Below are 24,929 nucleotides of genomic sequence, written 5' to 3'. Positions count from 1 at the left end.
GCGATGTGCTGTCTGCCCCCTGCGCTCCGGCGGTACCCGGGAGCGTAAGACTGCGTCCGCTGATCGGAGGTGACGTATCATGACCGGCGACACCTGGGACTGGTGAGCTATGGGGTAGTGGAAGGCTTGAGGTGGCCCAGTGAGACCTTCACTGCTACGGGCGACGGTGGCCGTGGTCGCCGTCTCCGCCCTGGTGGTGCTGGCGATAGCTCTCACAAAGATCACCTTTGGCTTCACCACGCTGGCACTGTGCTTGCTGATGCTGATCGGCGGTGCCCTGCGGTTCAAGGTGCTTCCGAATCATCCTGCTGCCCTTGACTCTGTGGCGCTGGTTGCTGTCTTCGTAATAGCGGGACCCTGGTACGCGGTTGCCGTTTCGGTGTTCGGATATCTTCCCCAGCTGAGGCAGCCGTCGCCGCTGGTGAAGCGGATCTTCAATCCGTCCTTTCGCGTGCTGGCTGCAGGCGGAGGTGGTCTCGCCTACACCGCCGTGGGTGGCCCGGTCGGATCCGAAGTTCTCGAACACGTCCCGCTCGCTGTCTTGGCGGCTATCGTCGGCGCGGTCGGCCACCAGTTGGCGAACGCGCTGCTGCTCAGCCTGATCCTCTGGATCGAGGGAGAGGTACGAGTCGTCGACTTCCTGCGGTCGGTGGTCCTGCCGACCTTCTTCCCGATGCTGGGCTACAGTGCGCTCGGTGTGCTGCTGGCGGTGACCTGGATCGGTGGTCTCAGCATCGTGGCCTGCCTCCTGGTGATCGCGCCGTTGATGGTGGCCCGGTGGGCGATGTCGCAGTACCAGGCCGAGCGCGCCGCCCAAGCGGCGGCGATGCGCGCCTTCATCCAGGTCATCGAGACCAAGGACCTGTACACCCGTGGTCACTCCGAGCGAGTCAGTGCCGGCGTCGGCATGCTCGGCCGCCACCTCCGGCTGCCCGACAACCGTCAGCAGGCGCTCGAGCACGCCGGTCTGTTGCACGACGTCGGCAAGGTCGGCGTACCGACGAGCATCATCCGCAAGCCGGGGAAGCTCGACGACATGGAAATGGACGCGATCCGGCTCCATCCGGCGCGGGGCGTCGAGCTGATCGGGAACATCCCGTTCCTCGAGGAGGTCAAGTCCGCCGTCCTGCACCATCACGAGAAGTACGACGGGACCGGATATCCAGCCGGACTCAGTGGGAAGAACATTCCTTACTTCGCCAGGATCATCGGGATCGTTGATGCCTTCGACTGTCTGACGTCCACCAGGTCGTATCGCCCGGCACGCAGCATCGAGGAGACGCTTGCCATCCTGGTCCAGGACAAAGTCACTCACTTTGACCCGGAACTGGTCGATGCTTTCGTGGACGTCATCCGAACCCAGGGCTGGGAGGCGGCAGTCGACCAGCCGGCGCCGGACGGCAGCGTGCAGGTCATCGACCACGACGACCTGAGTCTGGGGAGCAGCGGCGGTGCGTCGGGTTCGGCGGCCGGCCCGCCATGAGCCAGCCCAGGGAGCTCGATGACACGCGCCGGCTGAGCAGCGGCATCGTGCTGGCTGTCGCCGGATGTGTGGCCGGGTTCGTCGCGGTGATCCTGACAGGACGGCGCGGGCTGACCGAGTGGCCGTTCGCGGTCGCCTTCGGCCTGTTGATCGCGGTCGGCGAGATGGTGCAGTTCCGGGTGGATCGAAGCCGCAACCGCGCACCGATCGCGACGAGTGCCGCGCTCGGGTACGCGATGCTCCGCGGTCCCGCGCTCGGCGTTCCACCGGAGGTGCCTCAGATCATCGCGGTGACCGGGCTGGCGACGCTGGCCGGCCTCTTTCCCCGGGCAGTCGCCGGTCTGCCATGGGACCTGGCGATCTCCAGCCGCCGGGTTCTCTCGGTCGCCTGCGCCGCGATCACCTTTTCATTGGTCACGCCGGACAACCTGGCGTGGAATGGGTCGTGGACCCATGCACTCGGTCTGACCGGTGCGATGTTGGTGGGTGTTCTGTCCGCGGGCGTCGTGGATGCCCTGGTCGGTGCGGGCCAGGACACCGAGAGGTTCAACCGGCCGTTTCCTGCGGCCCTGCGGGACGAGTTCGGCGTGATGACCCGCATCGGCCTGGCCATGGGGATCAGCGGCATGCTGCTGGCCGCTGGAACCTCATTGATCGGCCTCTGGGCGGTGCCGCTCGTGGTGGTCCCGGTGTTGCTGACGCAGTTCGCATTCAGGCGGTTTGCTTCGGCTCAGCGGACGTATCGGACGACAGTGCGGTCGATGGCCCGCAGTACGGAAATCGCTGGCTTCAGCAGTCCCGGGCAGAATGCGCGGACGGCGACTCTGGCGGTGGCAATCGGCCATGATCTGGGACTGACGCCTGCGCGGATGGAGGCGCTGGAGTACGCCGCTCTGCTGTCCGGGGTGGGCCAGTTGGCATTGGCGGATCCTAGTCCAGGTGGGGCGAGTTTGTTGCGGACCAGGGAAGAGCGGCAGCGGGCGGCGGAGATCGGCGCCGCTGTCATCGAACGGTCCGGGGTGCTGGAGCACGTGGCGGAGATCGTGCGGCATTCTAATGATCCGTATCGGCAGGGGCGGGCGAACAATGCGGATATTCCGTTGGAGAGCGGGATTGTGAACGTGGCGCTCGCCTATGAGCAGTTGGTGGGGGAGGGCACCGGGCAGTCGCCGGACAAGGCGATGGAGTCGATCGGGCTGGGGATCGGCGCGGAGTACGACCCGGTCGTGGTCGAGTCACTCAGAAGGGTGATCGGCCGGGGCTTCCGGTTTTAGCCGCAGCAGCGCGGGCCCGTCCTCGTAGCGCTCCAGGTCGTCCCACACCGGCGCGGTTCCCGACGGAACCCGGTGCGACCCGCCCATCCCGGCGTACAGCAGGAGCCCGGCTCCGGCGGCGATCAGTACGTCGCCCGGGCTGACCGCCTGACCGAGTCCGGGCAGAGCCACCGGTACGACGTCGCCGAGCCACGGCAACCTGGTAGTGGCATCGGACAGTTCGTGGCGTGGGTCGCTGACGAAGGGGCCGACACCGGCCCGGGCCAAGGCGTCGGCCGCGACCGGCATCGCGCCGTTCAGCGCGACCACCAAGGCGTTGCAGAAGAAGCCCAGTGCGAGCAGGCCGACGCCCGGACGACGCAGGTTCCGGCGGAGGAACACCGCGATGCAGACCGCCGACCCGATCAGGCCGACCGGGTACGCCGTACCTCCGGTGAGCGAGCCGAGGAACTGCCCGATGGCCGCCGCGGCCAGCCAGTGCACGCCGGTGAGCGCGTTGTCGGCCAGCCGGGTGAAGCGTCCACCGGTCGCCCAGGCCGCGGCCGCGGCGAGCACCATGACGAGGAGGACCAGCAACACCCTCGCGATTCTGCCGCGCCGGGCACGGAATCCGGGGCAAGCTGACCCCGCAGCGTGTCGATATAGCAGCAAAGAGTGATGGCGGTCCCTGGTCAGAGGGACCGCCATCGAGACATCAGGACTTCGCCGGTGAGGTCCCGCCCTCGTCCAGGAGCTCCGGGAGGTCCTTCACGCCCGGGTCGCCCTGATCGGCGACGTAGTCCGTCGCGTGCGTGCTGTCCACGCCGTCCGGCAGCTTCAGCGCCCGGAACACCACTGTCAGCACGACCACCACGATCACGTTGAGGCCGAACGCTGTCAGCGCGATGTAGGACTGGGTGTCGGTGAACGGGACGTTCGCCAGCGAGCCGCCGAAGTGTTTGCCGGTCGCCGGGTTGATCACGTTGTACGCCTCGAGCGTGCCGAACACCATCGCGACCGCCCAGCCGGCCAGCAGCGCCCAGCGGTGGAACCACCGGGTGTAGAGGCCGACCACGATCGCCGGGAAGGTCTGCAGGATCCAGATCCCGCCCAGCAGCTGGAAGTTCAGCGCCAGCGTCTTGTCCAGCAGGAGCACGAACACCAGCGCACCCAGCTTCACCAGCAACGACGCGATCTTGGAGACCTTCGCCTCCTGGGCCGGGGTCGCGTCAGGCTTGAGGAAGTCGCGGTAGATGTTGCGGGTGAACAGGTTCGCCGCCGCGATCGACATGATCGCCGCCGGCACCAGCGCGCCGACCGCGATCGCCGCGAACGCGATCCCGGCGAACCAGGACGGGAACTCCTGGTCGAACAGCCGCGGGATGGCCAGCTGCGGGTTCGGGATCCCGTCCAGGCCGGTCACGTTCACGTTCGCCTTGATCGCCATGAAGCCGAGCAGGGCGAGCAGACCGAGCAGCAGCGAGTACGCGGGCAGGATCGCCGCGTTGCGCCGTACCACGTTGCGGCTCTTGGTCGACAGCACCGCGGTCACCGAGTGCGGGTACATGAACAGCGCCATCGCCGAACCGAGCGCCAGCGTCCAGTACGCCGAGTAACCCGACTCACCGGGGACGAACGCGCCGACCGGCCTGCCGGTGTTCGGGTTCGTCGCGGTGAGCTTGGCCTCGGCCGCGTCGAAGATCGAGCCCCAGCCACCCAGCACGCTCGGCAGGTAGAAGATCGCGACGGCGATCACCAGGTAGATCAGGCCGTCCTTCACGAACGCGATCATCGCCGGCGCGCGCAGGCCGGAGGAGTAGGTGTACGCCGCCAGCACGGCGAACGCGATCAGCAGCGGCAGGTCCTTGGCCAGCAGGTTGTCGCCGCCGAGGCCCATCGTCTCGAACACGGCCTGCATACCGACCAGCTGCAAGGCGATGTAGGGCATCGTGGCCAGGATGCCGGTCAACGCGATCGCCAGCGACAGCGACTTGCTGCCGTAGCGGCCGCCGACGAAGTCCGCCGGGGTCACGTACCCGTTGCGGTGCGACACCGACCACAGCCGGGACATGAAGATGAAGATGATCGGATAGACCACGATCGTGTACGGCACCGCGAAGAAGCCGCTGATCGCGCCGGTGGCGTACATCGCGGCCGGTACGGCGATGAACGTGTACGCCGTGTACAGGTCGCCGCCGAGCAGGAACCAGGTGATGAAGGTACCGAACCCGCGGCCGCCCAGGCCCCATTCGTCCAGGTTGTCCAGCGTTCCGGTACTGCGCCAGCGGGCCGCCATGAAACCCATCGCGGTGACGGCGCCGAAGATCAGGACGACGATCGTCAGTTGCACCCAGTCGACAGTGTGGTTCACCGGTCGGCCTCCTTCGCGGGGCCGGCCTTGTCGGGGTCATCGAGCCCTTGTGCGGCCCGGCGCTTGCGCTCCTCGGTGATCACCAGCTTGTAGCAGATGCTGACCAGGATTGCGGAGAGGAAGACCCACAGGAACTGGTACCAGTAGAAGAACGGGAAGCCCCACAGCCTCGGCTCGTCCTTGGCATAGGTGGAGACCAGGAGCGGTACGACGACCGCGATCGCCAGCAGGACGCCGGAGATCCAGTACGCGGGTTTGACCGCGGACAATCGGGACACTGCAAACCTCCTCGGGACACAGGCGCAACGGAGCACGCTACCGTCCGTCCGGACGAGCGACCAGACCTTCGAGGACGGTTGTGCCGGTGCAGAACCTAGGACTGCGTGGAGGCCGGGCGGTAGATGTAGGGCTGGGAGGCCTGCACGGCTTCGGTGAGCATCAGCAGCATGTCGGCCCGGGCCTCGATCGGGCGGCCGAACAACTCGTCGTCACCGGGGATCGGGAAGCCCTTCACGCCGATCGCCAACTGGCTCAGCAGGACGTGCAGCACGCCGCGCGCGTTGTAGACCGGAGGGGTCGGCCACTCCGGCAGCGTCTCGTGCATCAGCGGCTGCTGGGCCGCGGTCGCCGCGATCGGCTTCAGCCAGCGCTCCAGCTCGTCACTGGTCAGCATGTTCCGGTGCAGGATCGTCATCACCGCGTGGGCGACCCGGTCGTGCTCCTCGTGCACCCAGCGGTACTGCGTGTCCTTCACGATCCGGTCGGCCAGTACGTCGAGCAGCGCCCGGAGCACCCCGGCGTCGCAGTGCCGCGACCGGGCCAGCGCACCGATCGCGTCCGCGCCGTGGGCCACGGCATGTGCCCAGCCGCACTCCGGCACGTACCCGCGCAGGTCGCGCTCCCGCAGCAGCCACGTGGCGAGCCGGTCGCCCCAGCGCATCACCACCTCGTCGTGCACCAGGAACTCGGCGTTGTCGCGGTGGATCACCTCCGCCAGCGTGAGCGCGGTGAAGGACCGGCGGAAGACGGTGTCGGTGCCGTCCTCGCCCAGTCCGTAGGAAAGCCCGGCGCAGAGGCCGTCACCGAAGCCCGGCAGCAGGTCGTCGTACACCCCGCGCTCCAGCCAGGTCGCGAGGGTCGGGTACGCCAGCGCGTCACGGATCTGCGGGTTGGTGCTGGCGAGGCCCCGGACGAGTTCTTCGGTGAGGTCGGTCAGCGCACGGTCGCGCGGTACCGCGTAGTCCGCGGCCATCACGTCCTGCCAGTACGTCGACTCCACCCGAGCATCCTTTCATCTGAACCTGATCAATCAACACCTGTCTACACCCATCTGTCGAGTGGACCACCGCAGGTTCTGGTACAGGCCGTCGGTAGCATCAAAACGTGCCGTCTCTGACCGACGTGGCCCGTAACCACACCACTCTGGACCAGGCCGACCTGGACCGCCTGCACCTGCTCGTCTCCGACTGGCAGATGCTGGCCGACCTGTCCTTCGCCGATCTGGTCCTCTGGCTGCCGGACACCGACGGCCTCGGGTTCTGGGCCGGGGCGCAGATGCGGCCGACGACCGGTCCGACGGCGTACCTGGACGACATCGTCGGCAGCTTCATCCCGCGCGGCCGCCGGCACCTGCTGGACCAGGCGTACGACGGCGGCCGGATCTGCCGCGAAGGCGACCCGGAGTGGCGCGACGACGTCCCGGTCCGGGTCGAGACGATCCCGGTACGACGCGGCACCCGGGTGATCGCGGTGATCGCGAGGAACACCAACCTGCTCGGCGTCCGGACCCCGTCCCGGCTGGAGATCGCCTACCTGCAAAGCGCCACCGACCTGGCCCGGATGATCACCGACGGTGTCTTCCCGTACGGCGGGGAACGCCTGCTGTCCACCACGCCACGCGTCGGCGACGGCTGCATCCGGGTCGATCGGCACGGGATGGTGACGTTCGCGAGCCCGAACGCGTTGTCGGCGTACCGGCGGATGGGGCTGGTCACCGACCTGGTCGGCAGCCGGCTGAAGGACATCACCGGTGAACTGCTGCACAGCGGGCACAAGGTCGACGACGTGCTGGCGTCGGTACTGACCGGGCGCGCGGCCAAGGAACTCGAGATCGAGAATCCCGAGGCGACGCTGTTCCTGCGGGCGATCCCGTTGCGCGCCGAGGGCCAGCACGTGGGGGCACTGATCCTGCTGCGCGACGTCACGGAGTTGCGCAGCCGGGAGCGGGAGCTGGTCACCAAAGAGGCGACCATCCGGGAGATCCATCATCGCGTCAAGAACAACTTGCAGACGGTCGCGGCGTTACTGCGGATGCAGGGCCGGCGGATCACCGTGCCGGAGGCCCAGGCCGCACTGGCCGAGGCGGTCCGCCGGGTCGGCTCGATCGCGATCGTGCACGAGACCCTGTCGGAGTCGTTCGACGAGCACGTGGACTTCGACGACGTCGCGGACCGGGTCGGGGCGATGGTCGCGGACGTGTCCACGGTCGCCACCGCGGTCGAGACCAAGCGCTCGGGCAGTTTCGGCGTCCTGGACTCCGAGATCGCGACGCCACTGGCGATGGTGCTGACGGAGCTGATGCAGAACTCGGTGGAGCACGCCTTCCGGTCCCGGGACGGGGGAGCGGCCACCGGAACGATCGAGCTCGCTGCCGAGCGGTCGGTCGGCCGGCTCCATGTCACCGTCGTCGACGACGGGCAGGGTCTGCCGGCCGGCTTCGACTCGGAACTGTCCGGCAATCTCGGCCTGTCCATCGTCCGCACGCTCGTCATCGGTGAGCTGGACGGAACGCTGGAGTTCGGTCCCCGCCACGACGGCAGGCCCGGCACGCAGGTCACCCTCGACATCCCGGTGAAGGACTGACACGTTGCGTCCGGGGAACTGTGGTTCAGGGCCCACACTTCTCCGGACGCACTGTGTTTCCCGGGAAAACGAAAGGCCCCGCGGGTTCATCCGCGGGGCCCGGATCACTGCTCAGGCGGTGCGGATGCGCGCGCGGGCATTGCGGCGCTTGAGGGCGCGGCGCTCGTCCTCGCTCAGGCCGCCCCAGACTCCGTGATCCTGGCCGGCTTCGAGAGCCCAGGCGAGGCACTGCTCACGCACGTCGCAGCGACGGCACACCTGCTTGGCCTCCTCGATCTGCATGATCGCGGGCCCGGTGTTGCCGATGGGGAAGAACAGTTCCGGGTCCTCATCGAGGCAAACGGCCCGGTGGCGCCAATCCATGGCGAATCCCATCTCTCTCAGTAGTGGTCGTACGCTGTCGGGTAGGTCTGTGCCCAATCAGCGGTGCTGTACTCGTGATGCTTCTCGCACGGGGGTTGGAGGTGCGAGCTGCCCATCTAAGAGCGGTGTTGTGAACGTTTTCACGAACGACACCATGTTCCCAATCTCAGCGGAGTGAAACAAGGGTTCTGGAGTTGTCGATCAGATCACAACACTTCCTTAACACTACGAACCGGTGCGCGGCGGAGCGCCTCGTCCGTTTACCGGACAAAGGTTCGTCCCCGCGATCACCCGTTCACTGCAGGTAACCGATCGGAACGCCTTTTGGTTACGCACGACCTCGATCCCTGTGGGGCTGGGGTTCGGCGTGACCAGTGGGCTCGCAGGAAGAGCAGGTCGTCTTCCCGTGCGCCCGAAGTACACCCGGCATGGGGCATTAAGCTGGCGAAGTGCCGACCGACTCCCCAGTTGCCGCCGTACCGAGACCGCTCAAGCTAGCCGCGGCCGTGGTGGCTGCGGAAGGCCTTGTGCTCGTCGTTCTCGGAATTGCCGAAGCATTAACGATCCAAGGCTCCCGGCTGGTCCTCGGGCTGACCACCACCGTGTTCTTCCTGCTGTACGGCGGGGGCCTGATGGTCGTCGCCCGCGGCCTGTCCCGCGCGTCGACGTGGAGCCGCGGGCCGGCCGTGTTCGCGCAGCTGATCCAGATCCTGGTCGCCTACAGCTTCTGGGGTGGCTCCACCAAGCCGGTCGCGGTCGCGCTCGCGCTGGCGGCCGCCGGCGTACTGATCGGCATCTTCCAGCGGGCGTCCACCGAGGCCCTCGCGGACGACCCGACCAAGGACCGCCCGGTCCTTTAGCTACTCCTTGAGCAGGCCGGCCCGCAGTTCGGTGAGGGTGCGGGCCAGCAGGCGGGAGACGTGCATCTGGGAGATGCCGATCTCCTCCGCGATCTGGGACTGGGTCATCCCGCGGAAGAACCGCAGCGTCAGGATCCGCTTCTCCCGGGTGTCGAGCTGCGCCAGCAGCGGTTTCAGGGACTCCCGGTACTCCACGCTCTCCAGCGCCTCGTCCTCGCCGCCGAGGCCGTCCAGGACCGTCGTGGCGTCCGCCTCGTTCTGGTCCGGCGCGTCCAGGGACAGCGTGTTGTAGGCGTTGGCGGACTCCAGGCCCTCGATCACCAGATCCGGCGACAGCCCGAGCCGCTCGGACAGCTCGGCGACGGTCGGCGCCCTACCGAGCTCCTGGGTCAGCTCGGCGGTCGCCGAAGTCAGCGACAACCGCAGCTCCTGCAGCCGCCGGGGCACCCGGATCGCCCAGCCCTTGTCCCGGAAGTACCGCTTGATCTCGCCCAGGATCGTCGGGGTCGCGTACGTCGAGAACTCGACGCCGCGATCGGAGTCGAACCGGTCGATCGCCTTGATCAGGCCGATGGTCGCGACCTGGACGAGGTCGTCGTACGGCTCGCCACGGTTGCGGAACCGGCGGGCCAGGTGCTCCACCAGCGGCATGTGCAGCGCGACCAGGCCGTCCCGGGCAACGACGTACGCCGGGTCGCCCTGGCCCGCGGCCGCCATCGCCCGGAACAGCTCGGCCGTCCGGGTACGCAGATCGGGGGAGTCCTGGGACTCGCCCAGGACGCGGTCCTCGGTCACGCCTTCGCCTCGCCGGCGCTCGGCTGCGGCGTCACCGGCAACAGTGCTCTACCCATTGTTCGCTCGCTACGCTCGCTCACAGGCTCTCCGTGGCGGTGGCGGTTGCCGTCACGGTGATGGTGAGCCGGCCGTCGATCGTCTCCGCGGCCGCGGACTCGACCAGCGCGGTCAGCACGGTCCAGCCGAACGAGGAGGTGTCCGGCCGCCAACCGTTCGGCACCAGGGCACTGGTCCGCACGGTCAGCTGCGGCGGGTCGATCTCGAACACGCACTCCAGCACGCCGTCCGAGGCCTGCGGCAGCAGCAGCGAGCACGCCTCGTCGACGGCGATCCGCAGGTCGTCGATCGCGTCCACGGTGAAGTCGTTGCGGGCCGCCAGGTTACCGACCACCGACCGCGGTACGGCGATGTACGCACTGTCCGCCGGAATACTCAGCCGGACCTCGGCGGATCGTCCCCTGCTGCCCACACTGCCTCCCTCGTATCGGGTGGGTGATCGCCCACCACGCCGTACATCTTCCACGCTGGAAGCCCGCAATGCACGGCGAAGGCCCGGTCCTGTGGACAAGACCGGGCCTTCGTGCCACGAACCTCAGCCGGCCGGTTCCACGTGGGTCGGGTCGAGGACCCGGCGGAGGAAAGTCCGGGTGCGTTCCTCGGTCGGGTTCCCGATCACGTCGGACGGCGCGCCCTGCTCGACGATGACGCCGCCGTCCATGAAGACGACCCGGTCGGCGACCTCCCGGGCGAAGGCCATCTCGTGGGTGACGACGAGCATCGTCATACCGTCCAGGGCGAGCTTGCGCATGACCGTGAGCACCTCGCCGACCAGTTCCGGATCGAGCGCCGAGGTCGGTTCGTCGAAGAGCATCAGCGCCGGGTCCATCGACAGTGCACGGGCGATCGCGACACGTTGCTGCTGACCGCCGGACAGCTGGGCCGGATACGCGGTGACCTTTTCGGTCAGGCCGACCCGTTCCAGGTTGGCCCGGGCGATCCGCTCGGCCTCGGCCGCACTGCGTTTCAGCACGGTGCGCTGGGCGATCGTGCAGTTGGCCAGCGCGGTCAGGTGCGGGAACAGGTTGAACTGCTGGAACACCATCCCGATCTGCTGCCGGGCCGCGTCCAGATGACAGTCCGGGTCGGTGATGTCCTCGCCCCGGACGATCACCTGCCCTCGCTGCGGCCGCTCGAGCAGGTTGACGCAGCGCAGCAGCGTCGACTTGCCCGAGCCGGACGGGCCGATCACGCAGACCACTTCGCCCTGTTCGACGGTGAAGTCGATCCCGCGCAGGACGTGGTTGCTGCCGAAGGACTTGTGCAGGTTCTTGATCTCGACCAGAGCCATCAGCGCCCCCTCGCCCCTCTCGCTTCGAGCCGGCGGACCAGGATGCCCAGCGGCAAGGTGATGACCAGGTAGCAGAAGCCCGCGGTGACCAGCGGGGTCAGGTTGGAGTAGGTGTTGGCCAGGTCCCGGCCGAACCCGGTCAGCTCGTACCCTTGCGCGCTGACACCGATGATGAAGACCAGCGAGGAGTCCTTGACCAGCAGGATCAGGTCGTTCGTCAGCGGCGGCAGCACGATCCGGAACGCCTGCGGCAGCACGATCTTGCGGGTGGCCAGGCCGGGCGGCATGCCGAGCGAACGGGCCGCCTCGACCTGTCCCCTCGGGACGGCCTGGATACCGGCCCGGATCACCTCGGCCATGTACGCCGAGGCGACGATGCCCAGCGCCAGCCACACCACGCCGTACGGGTCCCAGGGGATCGTCATGCCCTCGAAGGCCAGCGGCAGCAGGCTGAACGCGATGAACACCACGATCGCCGGCAGGCCGCGGAAGAACTCGATGTACGCGGTCGAGATCCACCGGTACGGACCTACGCTGCTCAGCCGCATCAGCGCGAGGATGGTGCCGCCGACCAGGCCGATCACGAAGGCGCCGGCGGTGTACTCGATCGTCTTGATCAAGGCCTGCAGCAGGCCGTCCTGGAACGCCGCCCGGATGAACTCGGGCTCGAAGAAGACGCTGCCGATCTGGCGCCAGTCCGCGCTGACCGCGGCGACCACGAGCAGGACGACGAGGATCGCGTACTGGATCCAGCGGGAGCGCTGAGCCCGCTGCCGCGGGCTCAGCCCTTTCCGCTCAACGGTGGCGGTGTCGGTCGGTGCGCTCACTTCTTCGGCTCAACCCCGAACCACTTCTTGTAGATCTCGTTGTAGGTGCCGTCCGACTTGGCCTTGGTCAGCACCTCGTTGAACTTGGCGACCAGCTTCGGTCCGCTGCCGTCCTTGAGCGCGCCGAAGCCGTACTGCTCACCGGTGTCGAACTCGGCGACCACGGCCATGTCCGGGTTCGCCTTGACGAAGTCGTAGAGCACGCCGTTGTCGTTGATCGCGGCATCCACCCGGCCGGACTTGACGTTGTTCGTCTGGATCGCCAGGTCGTTGAACGGGATCACCGTGTAGCCGTACTGCTTCGCGTTGTCGTCGGCGTACTTCTTGCCGGTGGTGTCGGCCTGGGCGCCGATCTTCTTGCCGCGCAGGTCCGCCAGGCCCTTGATGCCGGAGTCCTTCTTGACCATCAGCACCTGGGTGGCGTCCATGTACGGGTCGGTGATGCTGATCGCGGCCTGCCGCTCGGGCGTGATCGTCATCGCGCCCATGCCCATGTCGCACTTCTTCGCCTTGAAGGCGGCGCCGGAGGTGACCTGGGCCCACTCGATGTTGACGACCTCCTGCTTCAGGCCGAGGTCCTTGGCGAGCAGGTCGAGGAGATCAACGTCGAAACCGACCACCTCGGTGCCTTCCTTGTACTGGAACGGCTTGTACGGCAGGTGGGTGCAGACCATCAGGTTGCCGGGCTTCACCAGGGTGATGCCGGCCGCCGCGGCCTTGTCCTCGGTTCCACCGCCGGCGCCCGGCGTCTCCTCGCTGCCGCAGGCTGCGAGGGTGAGCGCGAGCACTGCGGCCGCGACGACGGTGACCCGGGTCCGGCGCTGGCCGCGACTCTTGCGGAGGGTGGAGACGATGTTCATCGCTGATACTCCTCGACACTGGAACTGGTACGCCGGTCCGGACGCTACCGGGCCGGATGCTGCATCCTGACACAGCAACCAGCCGCGTATCGGCTGCTGACTGCTGCCGAGACCTCATCGTCACCCTGTTGCGGCTCCGACGCAGCCCCAGGGCCGCTGTGGGGACCCTCACAGACCAGACCAGTGCGGTGTGTGGTTTACTCGGTGCGACGGGTGACCCCCTGGCCGCGCGTGGTTCGACGCACCCACTGATCGAACCGCCCACTTACTGTAACCGACTGCCTGCTCGCTGTTTCACCGAAGGGTCCTCGCATGGTCGCCCAGCCCCATCCGTCCGTTTCCGCCGGCATCCCCGCGTCCGATCGGTACGCCGGCGACGCCGTCTTCGAGCTGCACCGCGGCGGCAAGATCGAGGTGACGTCCTCGGTCCACGTCCGTGACGCCGCCGACCTGTCCAAGGCCTACACGCCGGGGGTGGCCCGGGTCTGTACGGCGATCGCCGAGGACCCGTCCCTGGTACGGCGCTACACCTGGAAGTCCAACGTGGTCGCGGTCGTCACCGACGGGACCGCCGTCCTCGGTCTGGGTGACATCGGCCCGGCCGCGTCGCTGCCGGTGATGGAGGGCAAAGCCCTGCTGTTCAAGGAGTTCGGCGGCGTCGACTCGGTGCCGATCGCGCTCGACTGTACCGACGTGGACGAGTTCGTCGAGACCGTCGTCCGGCTGGCTCCGACGTTCGGCGGCATCAACCTCGAGGACATCTCGGCGCCGCGGTGCTTCGAGATCGAGCGGCGGCTGAAGGAGCGGCTGGACATCCCGGTGTTCCACGACGACCAGCACGGCACCGCGGTCGTCGTCCTGGCCGCGCTGCGGAACGCCCTGCGGGTGACCGGGAAGTCCATCGAGGACGTCCGGGTGGTGATCTCCGGGGCCGGTGCGGCCGGGGTCGCCTGTGCCCGGATCCTTTTGCAGGCAGGCGTCGGCGACCTGGCCGTTGTCGACAGCAAGGGTGTGCTGCACGAGGACCGCGCCGACCTGAACCCGGTGAAGCTGTCGCTGGCCCGGGACACCAACGCCGGCGGGCGGTCCGGCCGGCTGGTGGACGCGCTGGACGGCGCGGACGTGTTCCTCGGGGTGTCCGGCGGCACGGTGCCCGAGGAGGCGATCGCCCGGATGGCCGGCGGGTCGATGATCTTCGCGCTGGCGAACCCGAACCCGGAGGTGCACCCGGACATCGCCCACCGGCACGCCGCCATGGTCGCGACCGGCCGGTCCGACTTCCCGAACCAGATCAACAACGTGCTCGCGTTCCCCGGCATCTTCCGCGGCGCCTTCGACGCGAACGCGTCCCGCATCACCGAAGGCATGAAGCTGGCCGCCGCCGCGGCCCTGGCCGACCTGATCACCGAGGACGACCTGCGCCCGGACTACATCATCCCGTCGCCCTTCGACCCGCGCGTCGCCCCCGCCGTCGCCACCGCGGTCGCAGCGGCCGCCGAGGCCGACGGCGTCGCCCGCGCCTGATCCTCGAGACGCTGCTGATCGTCGAGGAAGGTCCGGATCAACCCGATCCACTCCCGCGGTGCCTCGACGAACGGGAGGTGTCCCGCGCTGAGCTCGGCGTACTGCGCCTGCTTGATGCCCTGGGCAACCTCCCGGTGGTGGTACGGCGTGACGAGGTTGTCCTGCGTGGTCGAGATGACCAGCGTGGGTACGGCGATCCGCGCCAGGTCCGGGCGTACGTCGACGGTCTCGATGAGGTCGAGGTGGTCCGGCGTACCGGGTGGCACCGTCTGTGCGGCGACGGCGAGCGAGCCGGCCAGGTCGGTCTCGCCGACGCGGTCGAGGGCCGGCGTACCGACGCCGATCAGGTGGACGAAGGCGGCCAGCTGATCCGGGCTGCCCAGGAGTTCCCGCCACAGCCTGACGAGCAGGGTGAGCCGCGGGTTGGGTCTGGCGAACGGTGCGGTGAGGACGAGAGCGCTGACCCGGTCGGAATGCCGGATCGCCGCCCGGATCGCCAACGCCGTACCGAGCGAATAGCCGACGATCGCGAAGCGGTCGTGGCCGTCGGCGGCGGCGACGAGTTCGTCGGCGAGTCCGTCGAGGGTGAGCGGCTCGGGGCGCCGGGGTGATCCGCCGGTGCCGGGAAGGTCCAGGCCGATGACGGTGTGGTCGACGGAGAGGTCCTCGATCAGCGCCGCGTAGTTGGCCTGGATACCGCCGCTGGCACCGTGGGCGAGCAGAACTGTGGTCATGTGCCGGAGGCTAAACTCCGACATTGATGTCAGAGTCAAGTCGCCGAGGTGGTGGTTTGGTGCGGATGCGGGAGATGGTGGCCCGGACCGGGGTGAGTGAGCGGTTGCTGCGCTACTACGAGGACCAGGGGCTGCTGCGGCCGGAGCGGTTGCCGAGTGGGTATCGCGAGTACGCCGAGAGCGATGTCGACCTGGTGAGGCGGATCCGGACGTTGCTGGCGGCCGGGTTGTCGACGTCGACGATCGCCCAGGTCCTGCCGTGTGTGACGGAGAAGCTGGAGCCGACCTGCCCGGTGCTGATCGAGCAACTGCAGCAGGAACGGGACCGGATCACCGCGTCCATCAAGGCGCTCGAGGAGTCCCGGTCCCTGCTGGACGGCGTACTGGCCACACCGATGGTGAATTCGGTAACTGACGGCCGCTGAACCACCGCCTAGGGTGGTACGCATGCTTGCTGCCTATGCCGCCAAGTTCGACGCCGACGACCCGATCGCCGCACTGGAGGTGGGGGAGCGCCCCGAGCCGACAGTGCCCGAGGGCTGGGTGACGATCGACGTACGGGCGACCGCTCTCAACCACCACGACCTGTGGTCGCTGAAGGGCGTCGGACTGGCCGAGCAGAACCTGCCGATGATCCTCGGCTGCGACGCGGCCGGTGTCGACGCCGACGGCAACGAGGTCGTCGTGCACGCGGTGATCTCCGACCCGGGCTGGAAGGGTGACGAGACACTCGACCCGAAGCGGTCGCTGCTGAGCGAGCGCTACCAGGGCACGCTGGCCGAGAAGGTCGCCGTACCGGCGCACAACGTCGTACCGAAACCGGCCGGGCTGAGTTTCGAGCAGGCGGCGTGCCTGCCGACCGCGTGGCTGACGGCGTACCGGATGCTGTTCACGCAGTCGGGTCTGAAGCCCGGTGACACCGTGCTGGTGCAGGGCGCCGGCGGTGGGGTGGCGACCGCGTTGATCACACTGGCGCGGGCCGCCGGGATCCGGGTCTGGGCGACGAGCCGGGACGAGGGAAAGCGGGCGAAGGCGCTGGAGATCGGCGCGCACGACGTGTTCGAGTCCGGCGCCCGGCTGCCGGAGCGGGTCGACGCGGTGATGGAGACGGTCGGCCAGGCGACCTGGTCGCACTCGCTGAAGTCGCTGAAGCCGGGCGGCACCGTGGTGATCTCCGGTGCGACCAGCGGCCAGGCGCCGAAGTCGGCCGAGCTGAACCGGATCTTCTTCCTCCAGTTGCGGGTGCAGGGCTCCACCATGGGCACCCGGACCGAGCTGGCCGAGCTCGTCCGGTTCATGGCGAATGCCGGCATCTCACCGCACATCGACTCGGTGCTGCCGCTGGCCGACGCCCGCAAGGGCTTCGCCAAGATGAACGAGGGCGACGTCTTCGGCAAGATCGTCTTTACTGTCTGAGTGCGACCCGAGATTCGCCGCGCCACGGTCGACGATGCCGAGGCCGCGGCCTGGTGCCACCTACTGTGCTGGCGGGAGGCGTACGACGGCCTGGTGGAACCTGCCGTACTGGCCGAGCGGACCGACGACTCCGACCGCCGGATCGAGCGATGGATCAGTGCGCTGGCCGAGGGTGAGGTCCGGTGGCTGGCGATCAACCCCGATCCGGACGCCGGTGTCCGGGACCGGGTGATCGGCTTCTCGGCGGCCGGCCCGGCCCGTGACGACGACGCGCCGACACCGCTCGAGCTCTTCGCCATCTACACCCGGAAGGCCTGGTGGAGCACCGGTCTCGGCACCCGCCTGATGGAGGTTGCCATCGGCAAGGAGCCGGCCAGCCTGTGGGTGCTGGAGGACAACGAGCGGGCGCGGGCGTTCTACCGGCGGCACGGCTTCGTCGAGGACGGTACCCGGGTCGAGGAACCCTACTTCGGCGTGCCCGAGATCCGCATGGTCCGCCGCTGACGGTGTCACCGGCACTGCTGTGCCGGGTGCCGTTTCACGCCCGAAACACGGGCGTCGCACCAGGGCAACGAGGCTGGCTCAGTCTGTTCCTACCCGCAGGAAAGTTTCGATCCGCCCGATCGATGAGGAGCAGGAGTGCCCATGAGGCCGACCTTGACGGTGATCGCCGACCCCGCCGACCGCTGGATGACGAAGGCAGCCTGTGTCGGCCAGGCACCGGCGTACGACGAGACCGCCACCCAGTGGGAGCAGCGCCGGGCGCAGGCCGTGTGCCTGACGTCCTGCCCGGTGCTCGAGGAATGCCGCGAGTGGGCCCGGCGGACCAAGTTCACCGGCACCGCGGCCGGCGAGAAGTTCCTGTACGGCCGCCGGCGCGGCCGCCCGGGACCGCAGGAGCGCCGCCGCCCGGCGGCCACGATCGTCGAGGAACAGCAGGCCAGCTGAGACTCAGACTCCGACGAGCTCGTCGACGCGCTCCGCGTCGGCGAGCTTTTCCGTGCGCCGGAACGGCGAGGTGATCGTCGGCACCAGATACCGCCGGTTGTGGACCATCGCGGCCACCGCGAGCACGGCGTAGATCCCGCACAACACGTACCGGCCGGTCTGACCGGGTACGGCGAACTGGACCGCGAACAAGCCGAGCAACGTCCAGGCCGCCCACCGCGGGAACCGAAGGCTCAGCAGGACGGCCAGACCCAGCAGCGTCTGGGTGGCGGTGAGCAGGAACTCCTCGACCTGCCGCGCGTCCAGGTGAAGCGCCGCCGGGCCGTCGCCGAGCAGGTAGGCGACCGGCAGGCTGCCGATCAGCAGGGTCCACTGGTTCACCTTGGCCGAGATCAGCAGGCCCAGTGCGGCCGCGCCCTTGCCCCGCCAGGCGAACAGCAGCGCCACGATGAACTCCGGTGCCTCCGACGCCAGCGGAGCCAGCCACTGCACCAGCAGGAACTGGTCGATCCCGAGCGCCTGCCCGCCGTCGACCAGCGAGTTCGCGAATGGCTCGGCCGATGCCAGGATCACGCCGGCCGCCAGGACGAACATCGAGATCACCGAGATCCGCCGCTGCACCGTCGGCAGTGCGCCGATCGACGCGGCGGGCCCGATCAGGTCCGGTTCGTCGTCGTGCTCCGAGACGGCCGCGCGGTAGAGGTAGTAGGCGAAGAACGCGAGCAGCAGGATGCCGAGCGCCAGGTGGATCTGGCCGGTCACCGGGATGACGAACGCGACCACCGCGGCGACGGCGAGGAAACCGAGTTCGCGACGGTACCCCGAGTCGAGCACCAGCGCCTTGATCGTCCGGCCGCTGCGGCGCGAGGCGACGTACAGGCTGATCAGCACGACGCTGGACCAGCCCAGGCCGAGGAGCAGCCGGTTCGACCCGGTCATGTTGGCGGCGGCGTACTGCACGTACTCCGGATTGGTGCCGGCCGTGTGCGCGAAGTACAGGTCCACCGCGTACTCCGGGAGGACCGCGATCACCGCCAGCACCGCGATCGCCAGGCCGCCCGCGATGTCCACCTCCGCCGCTTCCGCCGCCCAGGCCAGCACGAAGGACGCGGCGACCACGGCGAGGCCGAAGATCAGCATCGACAGCAGGGCCGGCGGGTGGGTGCCGGTCAGGCGGAGGGCGACCGCGGGGATCGCCACCGCAAGCAGGACCAGCACCGGGCGGAGAGCTCGAAGCATGCCTCCAGGCTGCCATCGTTTTAATACTTTCGCAATTGCGAAAGTGTGAGACCGTCGTCACCCCGGCCTGGCGTGCTGCCGCCTGGCCGGTTCAGCGGTCACAATGACTGCGCGATGACGACACCGATCCCCGAACCGACGAAGGCCCAGCTGGAATCCGCCGCCGGCACCTTCGCGATGTTGTCCGCCCCGGTGCGGCTGCATCTGGTCTCCCTGGCGGCTCAGGGCGAGTACGACGTCGGCACGCTCGCGGAGCGCGCGGGCGTCAGCATCGCCACCGCCAGCCAGCACCTCGGTAAGCTCCGGCTGGCCGGCATCATCACCGCCCGGCGTGAGGGCCGGCGGCACATCTACACCGTCGACGACCCGCACGTGCTCAACCTGGTCGACCAGATCTTCGAGCACATCGCCCCCGACGGCTCGCTGGCCCCCGACCCACCCCGCCGGCCGCGGCCCCCGCACACGGAATGACGATCTGAAGACTGTCTGAAGCGGGCGTCAAGGCTGACTGAAGTCTCCCCGGCACCATCGAGTCCAGACCCGTCCACACCGGACGGAACGGACGTGGGGGAACCAGATGAACAACGCACGGATCGCCGGAATCGCCGTAGCCGTCGGGCTGATCGGGGCAGGCAGCGTCGCGTACGCCGCCATCCCGGGCCCGAACGGGGTGATCCACGGCTGCTACAGCAAAGGCGGACTGCTGCAGGACAAGGGCGCGCTCCGGGTGGTCGAGGAGGGCGAGCGCTGTCGGTCGAACGAACTGGCGGTCACCTGGAGCCATACCGGACCGCAAGGCCCGGCAGGACCCGTCGGGCCCACCGGTGCCACGGGGGCGACCGGTGAGGAAGGCCCGAAGGGGGACACCGGCGCGACCGGCGAGAGGGGGCCAGCTGGACCGGCCGGGCCTGCTGGACCTGCTGGACCGCAGGGGCCCCGCGGGCTTCAGTGACGCCTACATCGGGCGCGCCAACCCGGTGAAGCTGCTCAACTTCGCCCAGACGCCGGTCGCCTCGGTGTCGCTGCCCGCCGGCGTCTACGCGCTGTTCGGCAAGGCGGAGCTGCAGAACGACGACGGCGACAACCAGAGCGCGAGCTGCTCACTGAGCACCGGCGATCAGACCGGCGTCCGCCTGGGCTGGTCGATCACGTCCCGCCGGATCCCGGTCAGCGTCCAGGATCTGCTGACCCTGAACGCGCCGGGGACGGCGACGCTGTACTGCTCCACCTACAACGGGGCGGCTGTGTCCGGGAAGATCACCGCGCTGAAGGTCGGCGCCATCCACGGCTGATCAGCCGAGCACGTGACGAAGGTAGCGAGCCGGCGCGTCGAGATAGGCGCGCCAGTTCGCCACCAGCTCCAGTTCGTCCCACGCAGTACGCCGGATGCCCCACTCGCCGACCTCGAGAATCGTCGCGCCGGGCAGAGCCGCGATGACGGGGGAGTGGGTCGCGCACAGCACCTGCGAGCCCGACTCGGCCAGCTGGTTGAGTACGCCGACCACGGCCAGGCTGCTGGAGAACGACAAGGCCGACTCGGGCTCGTCCAGGCAGTAGAAACCGCGGCGGTCGAAGCGGTTCTGGATCAGTGTCAGGAAGCCCTCGCCGTGACTCATCTCGTGGAACACCGGCTCGTCCCGGGCTCCTGGGTTCTGCTCCAGGTACGTGTAGAAGCCGTGCATCGTCTCGGCGCGCAGGAAGAATCCCGAGCGCTCGGCGCCGACGCCGCGGGTCAGCACGAGTTCGTCCGCCAGCGGTGACTCGGTGGCCCGCGTGGTCAGCCGGGGTCCAGGTCGAGGCCGTCGGTGAGGATCTGCCGGACCGCCGGGATGGTGTGCGGCCAGCGCCCGGACGGACGAATGCCCTCCGCGGCGGCAACCCGTCGGACGGGGTGGTCGGCGAAGGGCATTCGCTCAGGCTAGAGGACGGTGAGGTTACTCGTCCTCGTCGTCGAGGCGGGCCAGCCAGGTGGCGAAGCGCTCGATCGGGGTCTCGAACTCGGGGTTCAGGTCGACGAACTCGCGCAGCCGCTCGGCCAGCCAGGCCAGCGTGACGTCCTCCTCGCCACGCCGGCCCTCGAGTTCCTCGATCCCTCGGTCGGTGAAGTACACGTCAGCTGAACGCCTGCTTCAGCAGCGTGGCCTGCTCGGCCTGGTGCACCCCCATCGAGCCGACCGACGGCGCCGACATGGCCGGGCGGGAGACCCGGAAGAACGGCTTGCCGCCGAGGTGCTCGGTCAGGTTCAGCGCCATGAACGGCCAAGGGCCCTGGTTCGCGGGCTCGTCCTGGACCCAGCGGATCTCGGTCGCGTTCGGGTACTTCGCCAGCTCGGCGACGATCTCCTCGGCGGGCAGCGGGTAGAGCTGCTCGACCCGGATGATCGCGGTGCTGAGCTTGTCCGGCTCCACCTTCCTGCGCTCGGCCAGCAGGTCGTACACGATCCGGCCCGACGCCAGGATGACCCGCTCGACACCGGCCGCGGCCTGCTCGGCCTCGGCGTCGCCGAGCACCGGCCGGAAGGCGCCGTGGGTCAGCTCCTCCGGCTGCGACACCGCCTCCTTGCGCCGCAGCAGCTGCTTCGGCGTGAAGACGATCATCGGGTTGTGCTCCTCGCCCAGCGTGTGCCGGCGGAGCAGGTGGAAGTACGACGCCGGCGTCGACGGCTGGGCCACCGTCATCGCGTTCTCGGCGCACAGCTGCAGGAACCGCTCGATCCGGGCCGAGGAGTGGTCCGGGCCCTGGCCCTCGTAGCCGTGCGGCAGCAGCAGCACGACACCGGACTTCTGGCCCCACTTCGCCTCACCGGACGAGACGTACTCGTCGATGATCGACTGGGCGCCGTTGACGAAGTCGCCGAACTGAGCCTCCCACAGCACCAGCGCGTCCGGCCGGGCCACGGAGTAGCCGTACTCGAAGCCGAGCGCGGCGTACTCGCTCAGCAGCGAGTCGTAGACGTGGAAGTTCGCCTGGTTCTCGTCCAGGTGCTGCAGCGGCACCCAGTCCTGGCCGTTGACCCGGTCGATGATCGCGGCGAACCGCTGCACGAACGTGCCCCGCCGGCTGTCCTGACCGGCGAGCCGGACCGGGCGCCCGGCCAGCAGCAGCGAGCCGAACGCGGTGATCTCCGCGCTGGCCCAGTCGATCGGGCCCTGGGTGATCGCGGTCGCCCGGCGCTGCAGCTGCGGCAGCACCTTCGGGTGCACGGTGAAGCCCTCCGGCAGCGTGGTGTACGCGTCGGCGATCTTCTTCAGCACCTCGGGCGTGGTCGCGGTGGCGTCCGGGCCTTCCGGCTTGTCCGGGTACTGCGGGACCGTCACGTACGGCGCCGGGGTGTCCGGCTGGCTCTTCGCCTCGCGGACCTCGGTGAAGACCCGCTCCAGCCGCTGCTGGAAGTCCCGCATCGCCTGCTCGGCCTCTTCGACCGTGATGTCGCCGCGGCCGATCAGGGCCTCGGTGTAGAGCTTGCGGACGGACCGCTTCTGCTCGATCAGGTCGTACATCAGCGGCTGGGTGAAGCTCGGGTCGTCACCCTCGTTGTGACCGCGGCGGCGGTAGCAGACCAGGTCGATGACGACGTCCTTGTTGAACGCCTGGCGGTACTCGAAGGCCAGGTCGGCGACCCGGACGCAGGCCTCGGGGTCGTCGCCGTTCACGTGAAAGATCGGCGCCTGCACCATCCGGGCCACGTCGGTGCAGTACATCGACGACCGGGACGAGGCCGGGGAGGTGGTGAAACCGACCTGGTTGTTGACGATCACGTGGATCGTGCCGCCGGTGCGGTAGCCGCGCAGCTGGGACAGGTTCAGCGTCTCCGCCACCACGCCCTGGCCGGCGAAGGCCGCGTCACCGTGCACCAGCACCGGCAGCACCGGGAACTCGGCGCCGCGGTCGAGGATGTCCTGCTTCGCCCGGACGATGCCCTCGAGCACCGGGTCGACGGTCTCCAGGTGGGACGGGTTCGCCGCCACCGACACCTTGATCCGGTCGCCGAACTCGGAGACGAACTCGCCCTCGGCGCCCAGGTGGTACTTGACGTCGCCGGAGCCTTGCACGGTCCGCGGGTCGATGTTGCCGTCGAACTCGCGGAAGATCTGGCCGTACGACTTGCCGACGATGTTGGCCAGCACGTTCAGCCGGCCGCGGTGCGCCATGCCGATGACGACCTCGTCCAGGCCGGCCCCGGCCGCCTCCTCGCACAGCTCGTCGAGCAGCGGGATGGTGGTCTCGCCGCCCTCCAGCGAGAACCGCTTCTGGCCGACGTACTTGGTCTGCAGGAAGGTCTCGAACGCCTCGGCCTCGTTCAGCTTGGCCAGGATCCGCAGCTGCTCCTCGCGCGGCGGCTTGGTGTGCGGCCGCTCGACCCGCTCCTGGATCCACTTGCGCTGCTCGGGGTCCTGGATGTGCATGTACTCGATACCGGTGGTCCGGCAGTACGAGTCGCGCAGGATGCCGAGGATCTCCCGCAGCTTCATGAACTTGCGGTCGGTGGCCTGGCCGAAGGACCCGGTGGCGAACTCGCGGTCCAGGTCCCACAGGGTCAGGCCGTGCGTGGCCACGTCCAGGTCGGGGTGGCTGCGCTGCTTGTACTCCAGCGGGTCGGTGTCGGCCATGATGTGGCCGCGCACCCGGTAGGCGTGGATCAGCTCGAGGATCCGGGCCTGCTTGCTGATGTCCTCCTCGTGGCTGTGCGGGAGGTCGGCGGCCCAGCGGATCGGCTCGTACGGGATCCGCAGCGACTGGAAGATCTCGTCGTAGAAGCCCTCCTCGCCGAGCAGCAGCTTGTGCAGCCGGCGCAGAAACTCACCCGACTGGGCGCCCTGGATGATCCGGTGGTCGTACGTCGAGGTCAGCGTCATCACCTTGCTGACCGCGAGCTTGGCCATCGTCTCCTCGGCCGCGCCCTGGTACTCCGGCGGGTACTCCATCGCGCCGACGCCGATGATGCAGCCCTGGCCCTTCATCAGCCGCGGCACCGAGTGCTGGGTGCCGATGGTGCCGGGGTTGGTCAGGCTGATCGTGGTGCCCTGGAAGTCCGGCAGCGCCAGCTTGTTGTCCCGGGCCCGGCGGACGATGTCCTCGTAGGCCATCCAGAACTCGGCGAACGTCATCGTCTCGGCGGCCTTGATCGACGGCACCAGCAGCTGCCGGGTGCCGTCCGGCTTCTGCATGTCGATGGCCAGGCCGAGGTTGATGTGGGCCGGCTGGACCAGGGTCGGCTTGCCGTCGGTCTCGTCGTACGACGCGTTCATCTCCGGCATCGTCTTGAGCGCCTTCACCAGCGCCCAGCCGACCAGGTGGGTGAACGAGACCTTGCCGCCGCGGGCGCGCTTCAGGTGGTTGTTGATGACGATGCGGTTGTCGATCAGCAGCTTGACCGGGACCTGCCGCACGCTGGTCGCGGTCGGGACCGTGAGGCTGGTCTCCATGTTCTGCGCCGTCCGCGCGGGGGCGCCGCGCAGGATCTGCCGGTCCGCGTCCGCGCTGGTCGCGGGGGCGGGCTTCGGCTGGGCGCTGGGGGGCTGGTTCACCGTGCCTCCGGTCGGGGCCGCGCTCTGAGCAGGCGCCGCCTTCGCTGCGGGTTGGTTCGCCGGTACGGCGGACTGTGCGGCGGCCGGCGGTGTCGCGGCTGCCGGCGCCGGCGCAGCGGCTGCGGGAGCGGCGGCGGCCGCGGCCGCGGCGGGCTGACTCGAGGCGGGCGCGGACGCAGCGGTGCCGCGGCTCTGCGCCTCGGGAGTCTTGTTGTCCGAGACGGCGTCGGGCCGGGGGGCGCTGTCGGACCGGGGAGCGTCGGCCGGGGCGGTCGTCACCGGCTTCGCGTCACCTGGCTTGTGATCCTTGAAGCTGTCGCTCTCGAAAATGGCCAACCACGCCGGATCCACCGACTTCGGGTCCTGCAGGTATTTCTCGTAGAGCTCGTCGACCAGCCATTCGTTCGCACCGAAGGCTGCTAGTGGATTTGTGTCTGATGGCTCGGTGGCCACTTGGCAGTTCGCCTCTTCCGATCGGTCCGGTACCGCGGTGGTTGATGCTGATGTCATGGGGGCG

Annotated in this window: 28 protein-coding genes; 12 read left to right on the top strand and 16 right to left on the bottom strand. The window is 68.7% G+C overall.

Translation table 11 applies throughout. The features are described 5' to 3' along the window. Positions 1-139: 139 nt before the first annotated feature. Positions 140-1,483: an HD-GYP domain-containing protein gene (locus ACYVOK_RS26440; protein ID WP_460665246.1), complete on the top strand. Its 1,344-nt coding sequence runs from the start codon at positions 140-142 to the stop codon at positions 1,481-1,483. Then, the gene (locus ACYVOK_RS26435; protein ID WP_460665245.1) at positions 1,480-2,757 is read left to right on the top strand and encodes an HD-GYP domain-containing protein; all 1,278 of its coding nucleotides are present in this window, start codon (positions 1,480-1,482) and stop codon (positions 2,755-2,757) included. The genes ACYVOK_RS26440 and ACYVOK_RS26435 overlap by 4 nt, the downstream gene beginning before the upstream one ends. Here ACYVOK_RS26435 and ACYVOK_RS26430 read toward each other — a convergent pair. From ACYVOK_RS26430 to ACYVOK_RS26415, 4 genes are all read right to left on the bottom strand, one after another. Continuing rightward, positions 2,719-3,336, bottom strand: coding sequence for a DUF5317 domain-containing protein (locus tag ACYVOK_RS26430; protein WP_460665244.1), 618 nt, complete (start codon positions 3,334-3,336; stop codon positions 2,719-2,721). The genes ACYVOK_RS26435 and ACYVOK_RS26430 overlap by 39 nt on opposite strands. A 115-nt stretch (positions 3,337-3,451) precedes the next feature. Continuing rightward, positions 3,452-5,107, bottom strand: coding sequence for a monocarboxylate uptake permease MctP (gene mctP / locus ACYVOK_RS26425; protein WP_460665243.1), 1,656 nt, complete (start codon positions 5,105-5,107; stop codon positions 3,452-3,454). Continuing rightward, a complete protein-coding gene (locus ACYVOK_RS26420) occupies positions 5,104-5,385 on the bottom strand; it encodes a DUF3311 domain-containing protein (RefSeq protein ID WP_460665242.1) in 282 nt (93 codons plus the stop codon). Before ACYVOK_RS26420 ends, mctP begins: the two co-directional genes overlap by 4 nt. Positions 5,386-5,480: 95 nt before the next feature. Next, positions 5,481-6,386, bottom strand: coding sequence for a DUF2785 domain-containing protein (locus ACYVOK_RS26415; protein ID WP_460665241.1), 906 nt, complete (start codon positions 6,384-6,386; stop codon positions 5,481-5,483). A gap of 104 nt (positions 6,387-6,490) precedes the next feature. On the opposite strand from ACYVOK_RS26415, the gene ACYVOK_RS26410 reads away from it, so the two are divergent. After that, on the top strand, positions 6,491-7,969 hold the full coding sequence (locus ACYVOK_RS26410) for a sensor histidine kinase (protein ID WP_460665240.1): 1,479 nt from the start codon (positions 6,491-6,493) through the stop codon (positions 7,967-7,969). A gap of 111 nt (positions 7,970-8,080) precedes the next feature. On the opposite strand, the gene ACYVOK_RS26405 is transcribed toward ACYVOK_RS26410, so the two are convergent. After that, positions 8,081-8,332 (bottom strand): WhiB family transcriptional regulator, encoded by a 252-nt coding sequence (locus ACYVOK_RS26405; protein ID WP_012922773.1) that lies wholly within the window; start codon positions 8,330-8,332, stop codon positions 8,081-8,083. Between the two features lie 449 nt (positions 8,333-8,781). On the opposite strand from ACYVOK_RS26405, the gene ACYVOK_RS26400 reads away from it, so the two are divergent. Continuing rightward, on the top strand, positions 8,782-9,192 hold the full coding sequence (locus ACYVOK_RS26400) for a hypothetical protein (protein WP_460665239.1): 411 nt from the start codon (positions 8,782-8,784) through the stop codon (positions 9,190-9,192). Here the strand turns inward: ACYVOK_RS26400 and ACYVOK_RS26395 are convergent, their stop codons facing one another. The 5 genes from ACYVOK_RS26395 to ACYVOK_RS26375 form a co-directional block, all read right to left on the bottom strand. Continuing rightward, the gene (locus tag ACYVOK_RS26395) at positions 9,193-9,987 is read right to left on the bottom strand and encodes an RNA polymerase sigma factor SigF (protein ID WP_460665238.1); all 795 of its coding nucleotides are present in this window, start codon (positions 9,985-9,987) and stop codon (positions 9,193-9,195) included. A 76-nt stretch (positions 9,988-10,063) separates the two neighbouring features. Further along, complete coding sequence (locus tag ACYVOK_RS26390; protein WP_460665237.1) at positions 10,064-10,456, bottom strand: ATP-binding protein; 393 nt, start codon at positions 10,454-10,456, stop codon at positions 10,064-10,066. 123 nt (positions 10,457-10,579) lie between these two features. Continuing rightward, the gene (locus tag ACYVOK_RS26385; RefSeq protein WP_460665236.1) at positions 10,580-11,335 is read right to left on the bottom strand and encodes an amino acid ABC transporter ATP-binding protein; all 756 of its coding nucleotides are present in this window, start codon (positions 11,333-11,335) and stop codon (positions 10,580-10,582) included. Further along, positions 11,335-12,162 (bottom strand): amino acid ABC transporter permease, encoded by an 828-nt coding sequence (locus tag ACYVOK_RS26380; RefSeq protein WP_460665235.1) that lies wholly within the window; start codon positions 12,160-12,162, stop codon positions 11,335-11,337. The genes ACYVOK_RS26385 and ACYVOK_RS26380 overlap by 1 nt, the downstream gene beginning before the upstream one ends. Then, positions 12,159-13,022, bottom strand: coding sequence for an ABC transporter substrate-binding protein (locus ACYVOK_RS26375; protein ID WP_460665234.1), 864 nt, complete (start codon positions 13,020-13,022; stop codon positions 12,159-12,161). Before ACYVOK_RS26375 ends, ACYVOK_RS26380 begins: the two co-directional genes overlap by 4 nt. Positions 13,023-13,334: 312 nt before the next feature. Between ACYVOK_RS26375 and ACYVOK_RS26370 the strand changes: the two genes are divergently transcribed. Next, positions 13,335-14,546 (top strand): NAD(P)-dependent malic enzyme, encoded by a 1,212-nt coding sequence (locus tag ACYVOK_RS26370; protein ID WP_460665233.1) that lies wholly within the window; start codon positions 13,335-13,337, stop codon positions 14,544-14,546. Here ACYVOK_RS26370 and ACYVOK_RS26365 read toward each other — a convergent pair. Next, positions 14,450-15,280 carry an alpha/beta fold hydrolase gene (locus tag ACYVOK_RS26365; protein ID WP_460665232.1) on the bottom strand — a complete coding sequence of 277 codons (831 nt, stop codon included), beginning with the start codon at positions 15,278-15,280 and terminating at the stop codon, positions 14,450-14,452. The genes ACYVOK_RS26370 and ACYVOK_RS26365 overlap by 97 nt on opposite strands. A 26-nt stretch (positions 15,281-15,306) precedes the next feature. Between ACYVOK_RS26365 and ACYVOK_RS26360 the strand changes: the two genes are divergently transcribed. From ACYVOK_RS26360 to ACYVOK_RS26345, 4 genes are all read left to right on the top strand, one after another. Next, on the top strand, positions 15,307-15,705 hold the full coding sequence (locus ACYVOK_RS26360; RefSeq protein ID WP_460665231.1) for a MerR family transcriptional regulator: 399 nt from the start codon (positions 15,307-15,309) through the stop codon (positions 15,703-15,705). A 22-nt stretch (positions 15,706-15,727) separates the two neighbouring features. After that, positions 15,728-16,696 carry a zinc-binding dehydrogenase gene (locus ACYVOK_RS26355; protein WP_460665230.1) on the top strand — a complete coding sequence of 323 codons (969 nt, stop codon included), beginning with the start codon at positions 15,728-15,730 and terminating at the stop codon, positions 16,694-16,696. After that, positions 16,697-17,200: a GNAT family N-acetyltransferase gene (locus ACYVOK_RS26350; protein WP_460665229.1), complete on the top strand. Its 504-nt coding sequence runs from the start codon at positions 16,697-16,699 to the stop codon at positions 17,198-17,200. Between the two features lie 141 nt (positions 17,201-17,341). Further along, positions 17,342-17,644, top strand: a complete 303-nt coding sequence (locus ACYVOK_RS26345) for a WhiB family transcriptional regulator (protein WP_460665228.1) — start codon at positions 17,342-17,344, stop codon at positions 17,642-17,644. A gap of 3 nt (positions 17,645-17,647) precedes the next feature. Here the strand turns inward: ACYVOK_RS26345 and ACYVOK_RS26340 are convergent, their stop codons facing one another. After that, positions 17,648-18,883 carry a sodium:proton exchanger gene (locus ACYVOK_RS26340; RefSeq protein ID WP_460665227.1) on the bottom strand — a complete coding sequence of 412 codons (1,236 nt, stop codon included), beginning with the start codon at positions 18,881-18,883 and terminating at the stop codon, positions 17,648-17,650. Between the two features lie 114 nt (positions 18,884-18,997). Here ACYVOK_RS26340 and ACYVOK_RS26335 point away from each other — a divergent pair, with 114 nt between their 5' ends. The 3 genes from ACYVOK_RS26335 to ACYVOK_RS26325 all read left to right on the top strand — a co-directional run bounded on the left by ACYVOK_RS26335 (position 18,998) and on the right by ACYVOK_RS26325 (position 20,175). Further along, positions 18,998-19,354 carry an ArsR/SmtB family transcription factor gene (locus ACYVOK_RS26335; protein ID WP_460665226.1) on the top strand — a complete coding sequence of 119 codons (357 nt, stop codon included), beginning with the start codon at positions 18,998-19,000 and terminating at the stop codon, positions 19,352-19,354. A 106-nt stretch (positions 19,355-19,460) separates the two neighbouring features. Continuing rightward, a complete protein-coding gene (locus tag ACYVOK_RS26330) occupies positions 19,461-19,835 on the top strand; it encodes a hypothetical protein (protein ID WP_460665225.1) in 375 nt (124 codons plus the stop codon). A 25-nt stretch (positions 19,836-19,860) separates the two neighbouring features. Next, on the top strand, positions 19,861-20,175 hold the full coding sequence (locus tag ACYVOK_RS26325) for a hypothetical protein (RefSeq protein ID WP_460665224.1): 315 nt from the start codon (positions 19,861-19,863) through the stop codon (positions 20,173-20,175). On the opposite strand, the gene ACYVOK_RS26320 is transcribed toward ACYVOK_RS26325, so the two are convergent. Genes ACYVOK_RS26320 through ACYVOK_RS26305 form a run of 4 tightly spaced genes read right to left on the bottom strand, consistent with a single transcriptional unit; the run spans position 20,176 to position 24,922 of the window. Continuing rightward, the gene (locus tag ACYVOK_RS26320) at positions 20,176-20,622 is read right to left on the bottom strand and encodes an AAA family ATPase (protein WP_460665223.1); all 447 of its coding nucleotides are present in this window, start codon (positions 20,620-20,622) and stop codon (positions 20,176-20,178) included. Between the two features lie 38 nt (positions 20,623-20,660). Next, positions 20,661-20,792, bottom strand: coding sequence for a hypothetical protein (locus ACYVOK_RS26315; protein WP_460665222.1), 132 nt, complete (start codon positions 20,790-20,792; stop codon positions 20,661-20,663). A 25-nt stretch (positions 20,793-20,817) separates the two neighbouring features. After that, positions 20,818-20,994 carry a DUF6104 family protein gene (locus ACYVOK_RS26310; protein WP_460665221.1) on the bottom strand — a complete coding sequence of 59 codons (177 nt, stop codon included), beginning with the start codon at positions 20,992-20,994 and terminating at the stop codon, positions 20,818-20,820. A 1-nt stretch (position 20,995) separates the two neighbouring features. Continuing rightward, positions 20,996-24,922 (bottom strand): multifunctional oxoglutarate decarboxylase/oxoglutarate dehydrogenase thiamine pyrophosphate-binding subunit/dihydrolipoyllysine-residue succinyltransferase subunit, encoded by a 3,927-nt coding sequence (locus ACYVOK_RS26305; RefSeq protein ID WP_460665220.1) that lies wholly within the window; start codon positions 24,920-24,922, stop codon positions 20,996-20,998. Between the last annotated feature and the right edge of the window lie 7 nt (positions 24,923-24,929).

The organism is Kribbella swartbergensis (assembly GCF_054784135.1).
This window is presented reverse-complemented; position numbering and strand designations above follow the sequence as displayed.

Bases quoted from the DNA above. Each gene is read 5' to 3' on its own strand.
- ACYVOK_RS26370 (WP_460665233.1), top strand. From the start codon at position 13,335: ATGGTCGCCCAGCCCCATCCGTCCGTTTCCGCCGGCATCCCCGCGTCC.
- ACYVOK_RS26375 (WP_460665234.1), bottom strand. From the start codon at position 13,022: ATGAACATCGTCTCCACCCTCCGCAAGAGTCGCGGCCAGCGCCGGACC.
- ACYVOK_RS26305 (WP_460665220.1), bottom strand. From the start codon at position 24,922: ATGACATCAGCATCAACCACCGCGGTACCGGACCGATCGGAAGAGGCG.
- ACYVOK_RS26365 (WP_460665232.1), bottom strand. From the start codon at position 15,280: ATGACCACAGTTCTGCTCGCCCACGGTGCCAGCGGCGGTATCCAGGCC.
- ACYVOK_RS26340 (WP_460665227.1), bottom strand. From the start codon at position 18,883: ATGCTTCGAGCTCTCCGCCCGGTGCTGGTCCTGCTTGCGGTGGCGATC.
- ACYVOK_RS26360 (WP_460665231.1), top strand. From the start codon at position 15,307: ATGTCAGAGTCAAGTCGCCGAGGTGGTGGTTTGGTGCGGATGCGGGAG.
- ACYVOK_RS26345 (WP_460665228.1), top strand. From the start codon at position 17,342: ATGAGGCCGACCTTGACGGTGATCGCCGACCCCGCCGACCGCTGGATG.
- ACYVOK_RS26355 (WP_460665230.1), top strand. From the start codon at position 15,728: ATGCTTGCTGCCTATGCCGCCAAGTTCGACGCCGACGACCCGATCGCC.
- ACYVOK_RS26405 (WP_012922773.1), bottom strand. From the start codon at position 8,332: ATGGATTGGCGCCACCGGGCCGTTTGCCTCGATGAGGACCCGGAACTG.
- ACYVOK_RS26435 (WP_460665245.1), top strand. From the start codon at position 1,480: ATGAGCCAGCCCAGGGAGCTCGATGACACGCGCCGGCTGAGCAGCGGC.
- ACYVOK_RS26385 (WP_460665236.1), bottom strand. From the start codon at position 11,335: ATGGCTCTGGTCGAGATCAAGAACCTGCACAAGTCCTTCGGCAGCAAC.
- ACYVOK_RS26335 (WP_460665226.1), top strand. From the start codon at position 18,998: ATGACGACACCGATCCCCGAACCGACGAAGGCCCAGCTGGAATCCGCC.
- ACYVOK_RS26330 (WP_460665225.1), top strand. From the start codon at position 19,461: ATGAACAACGCACGGATCGCCGGAATCGCCGTAGCCGTCGGGCTGATC.
- ACYVOK_RS26315 (WP_460665222.1), bottom strand. From the start codon at position 20,792: ATGCCCTTCGCCGACCACCCCGTCCGACGGGTTGCCGCCGCGGAGGGC.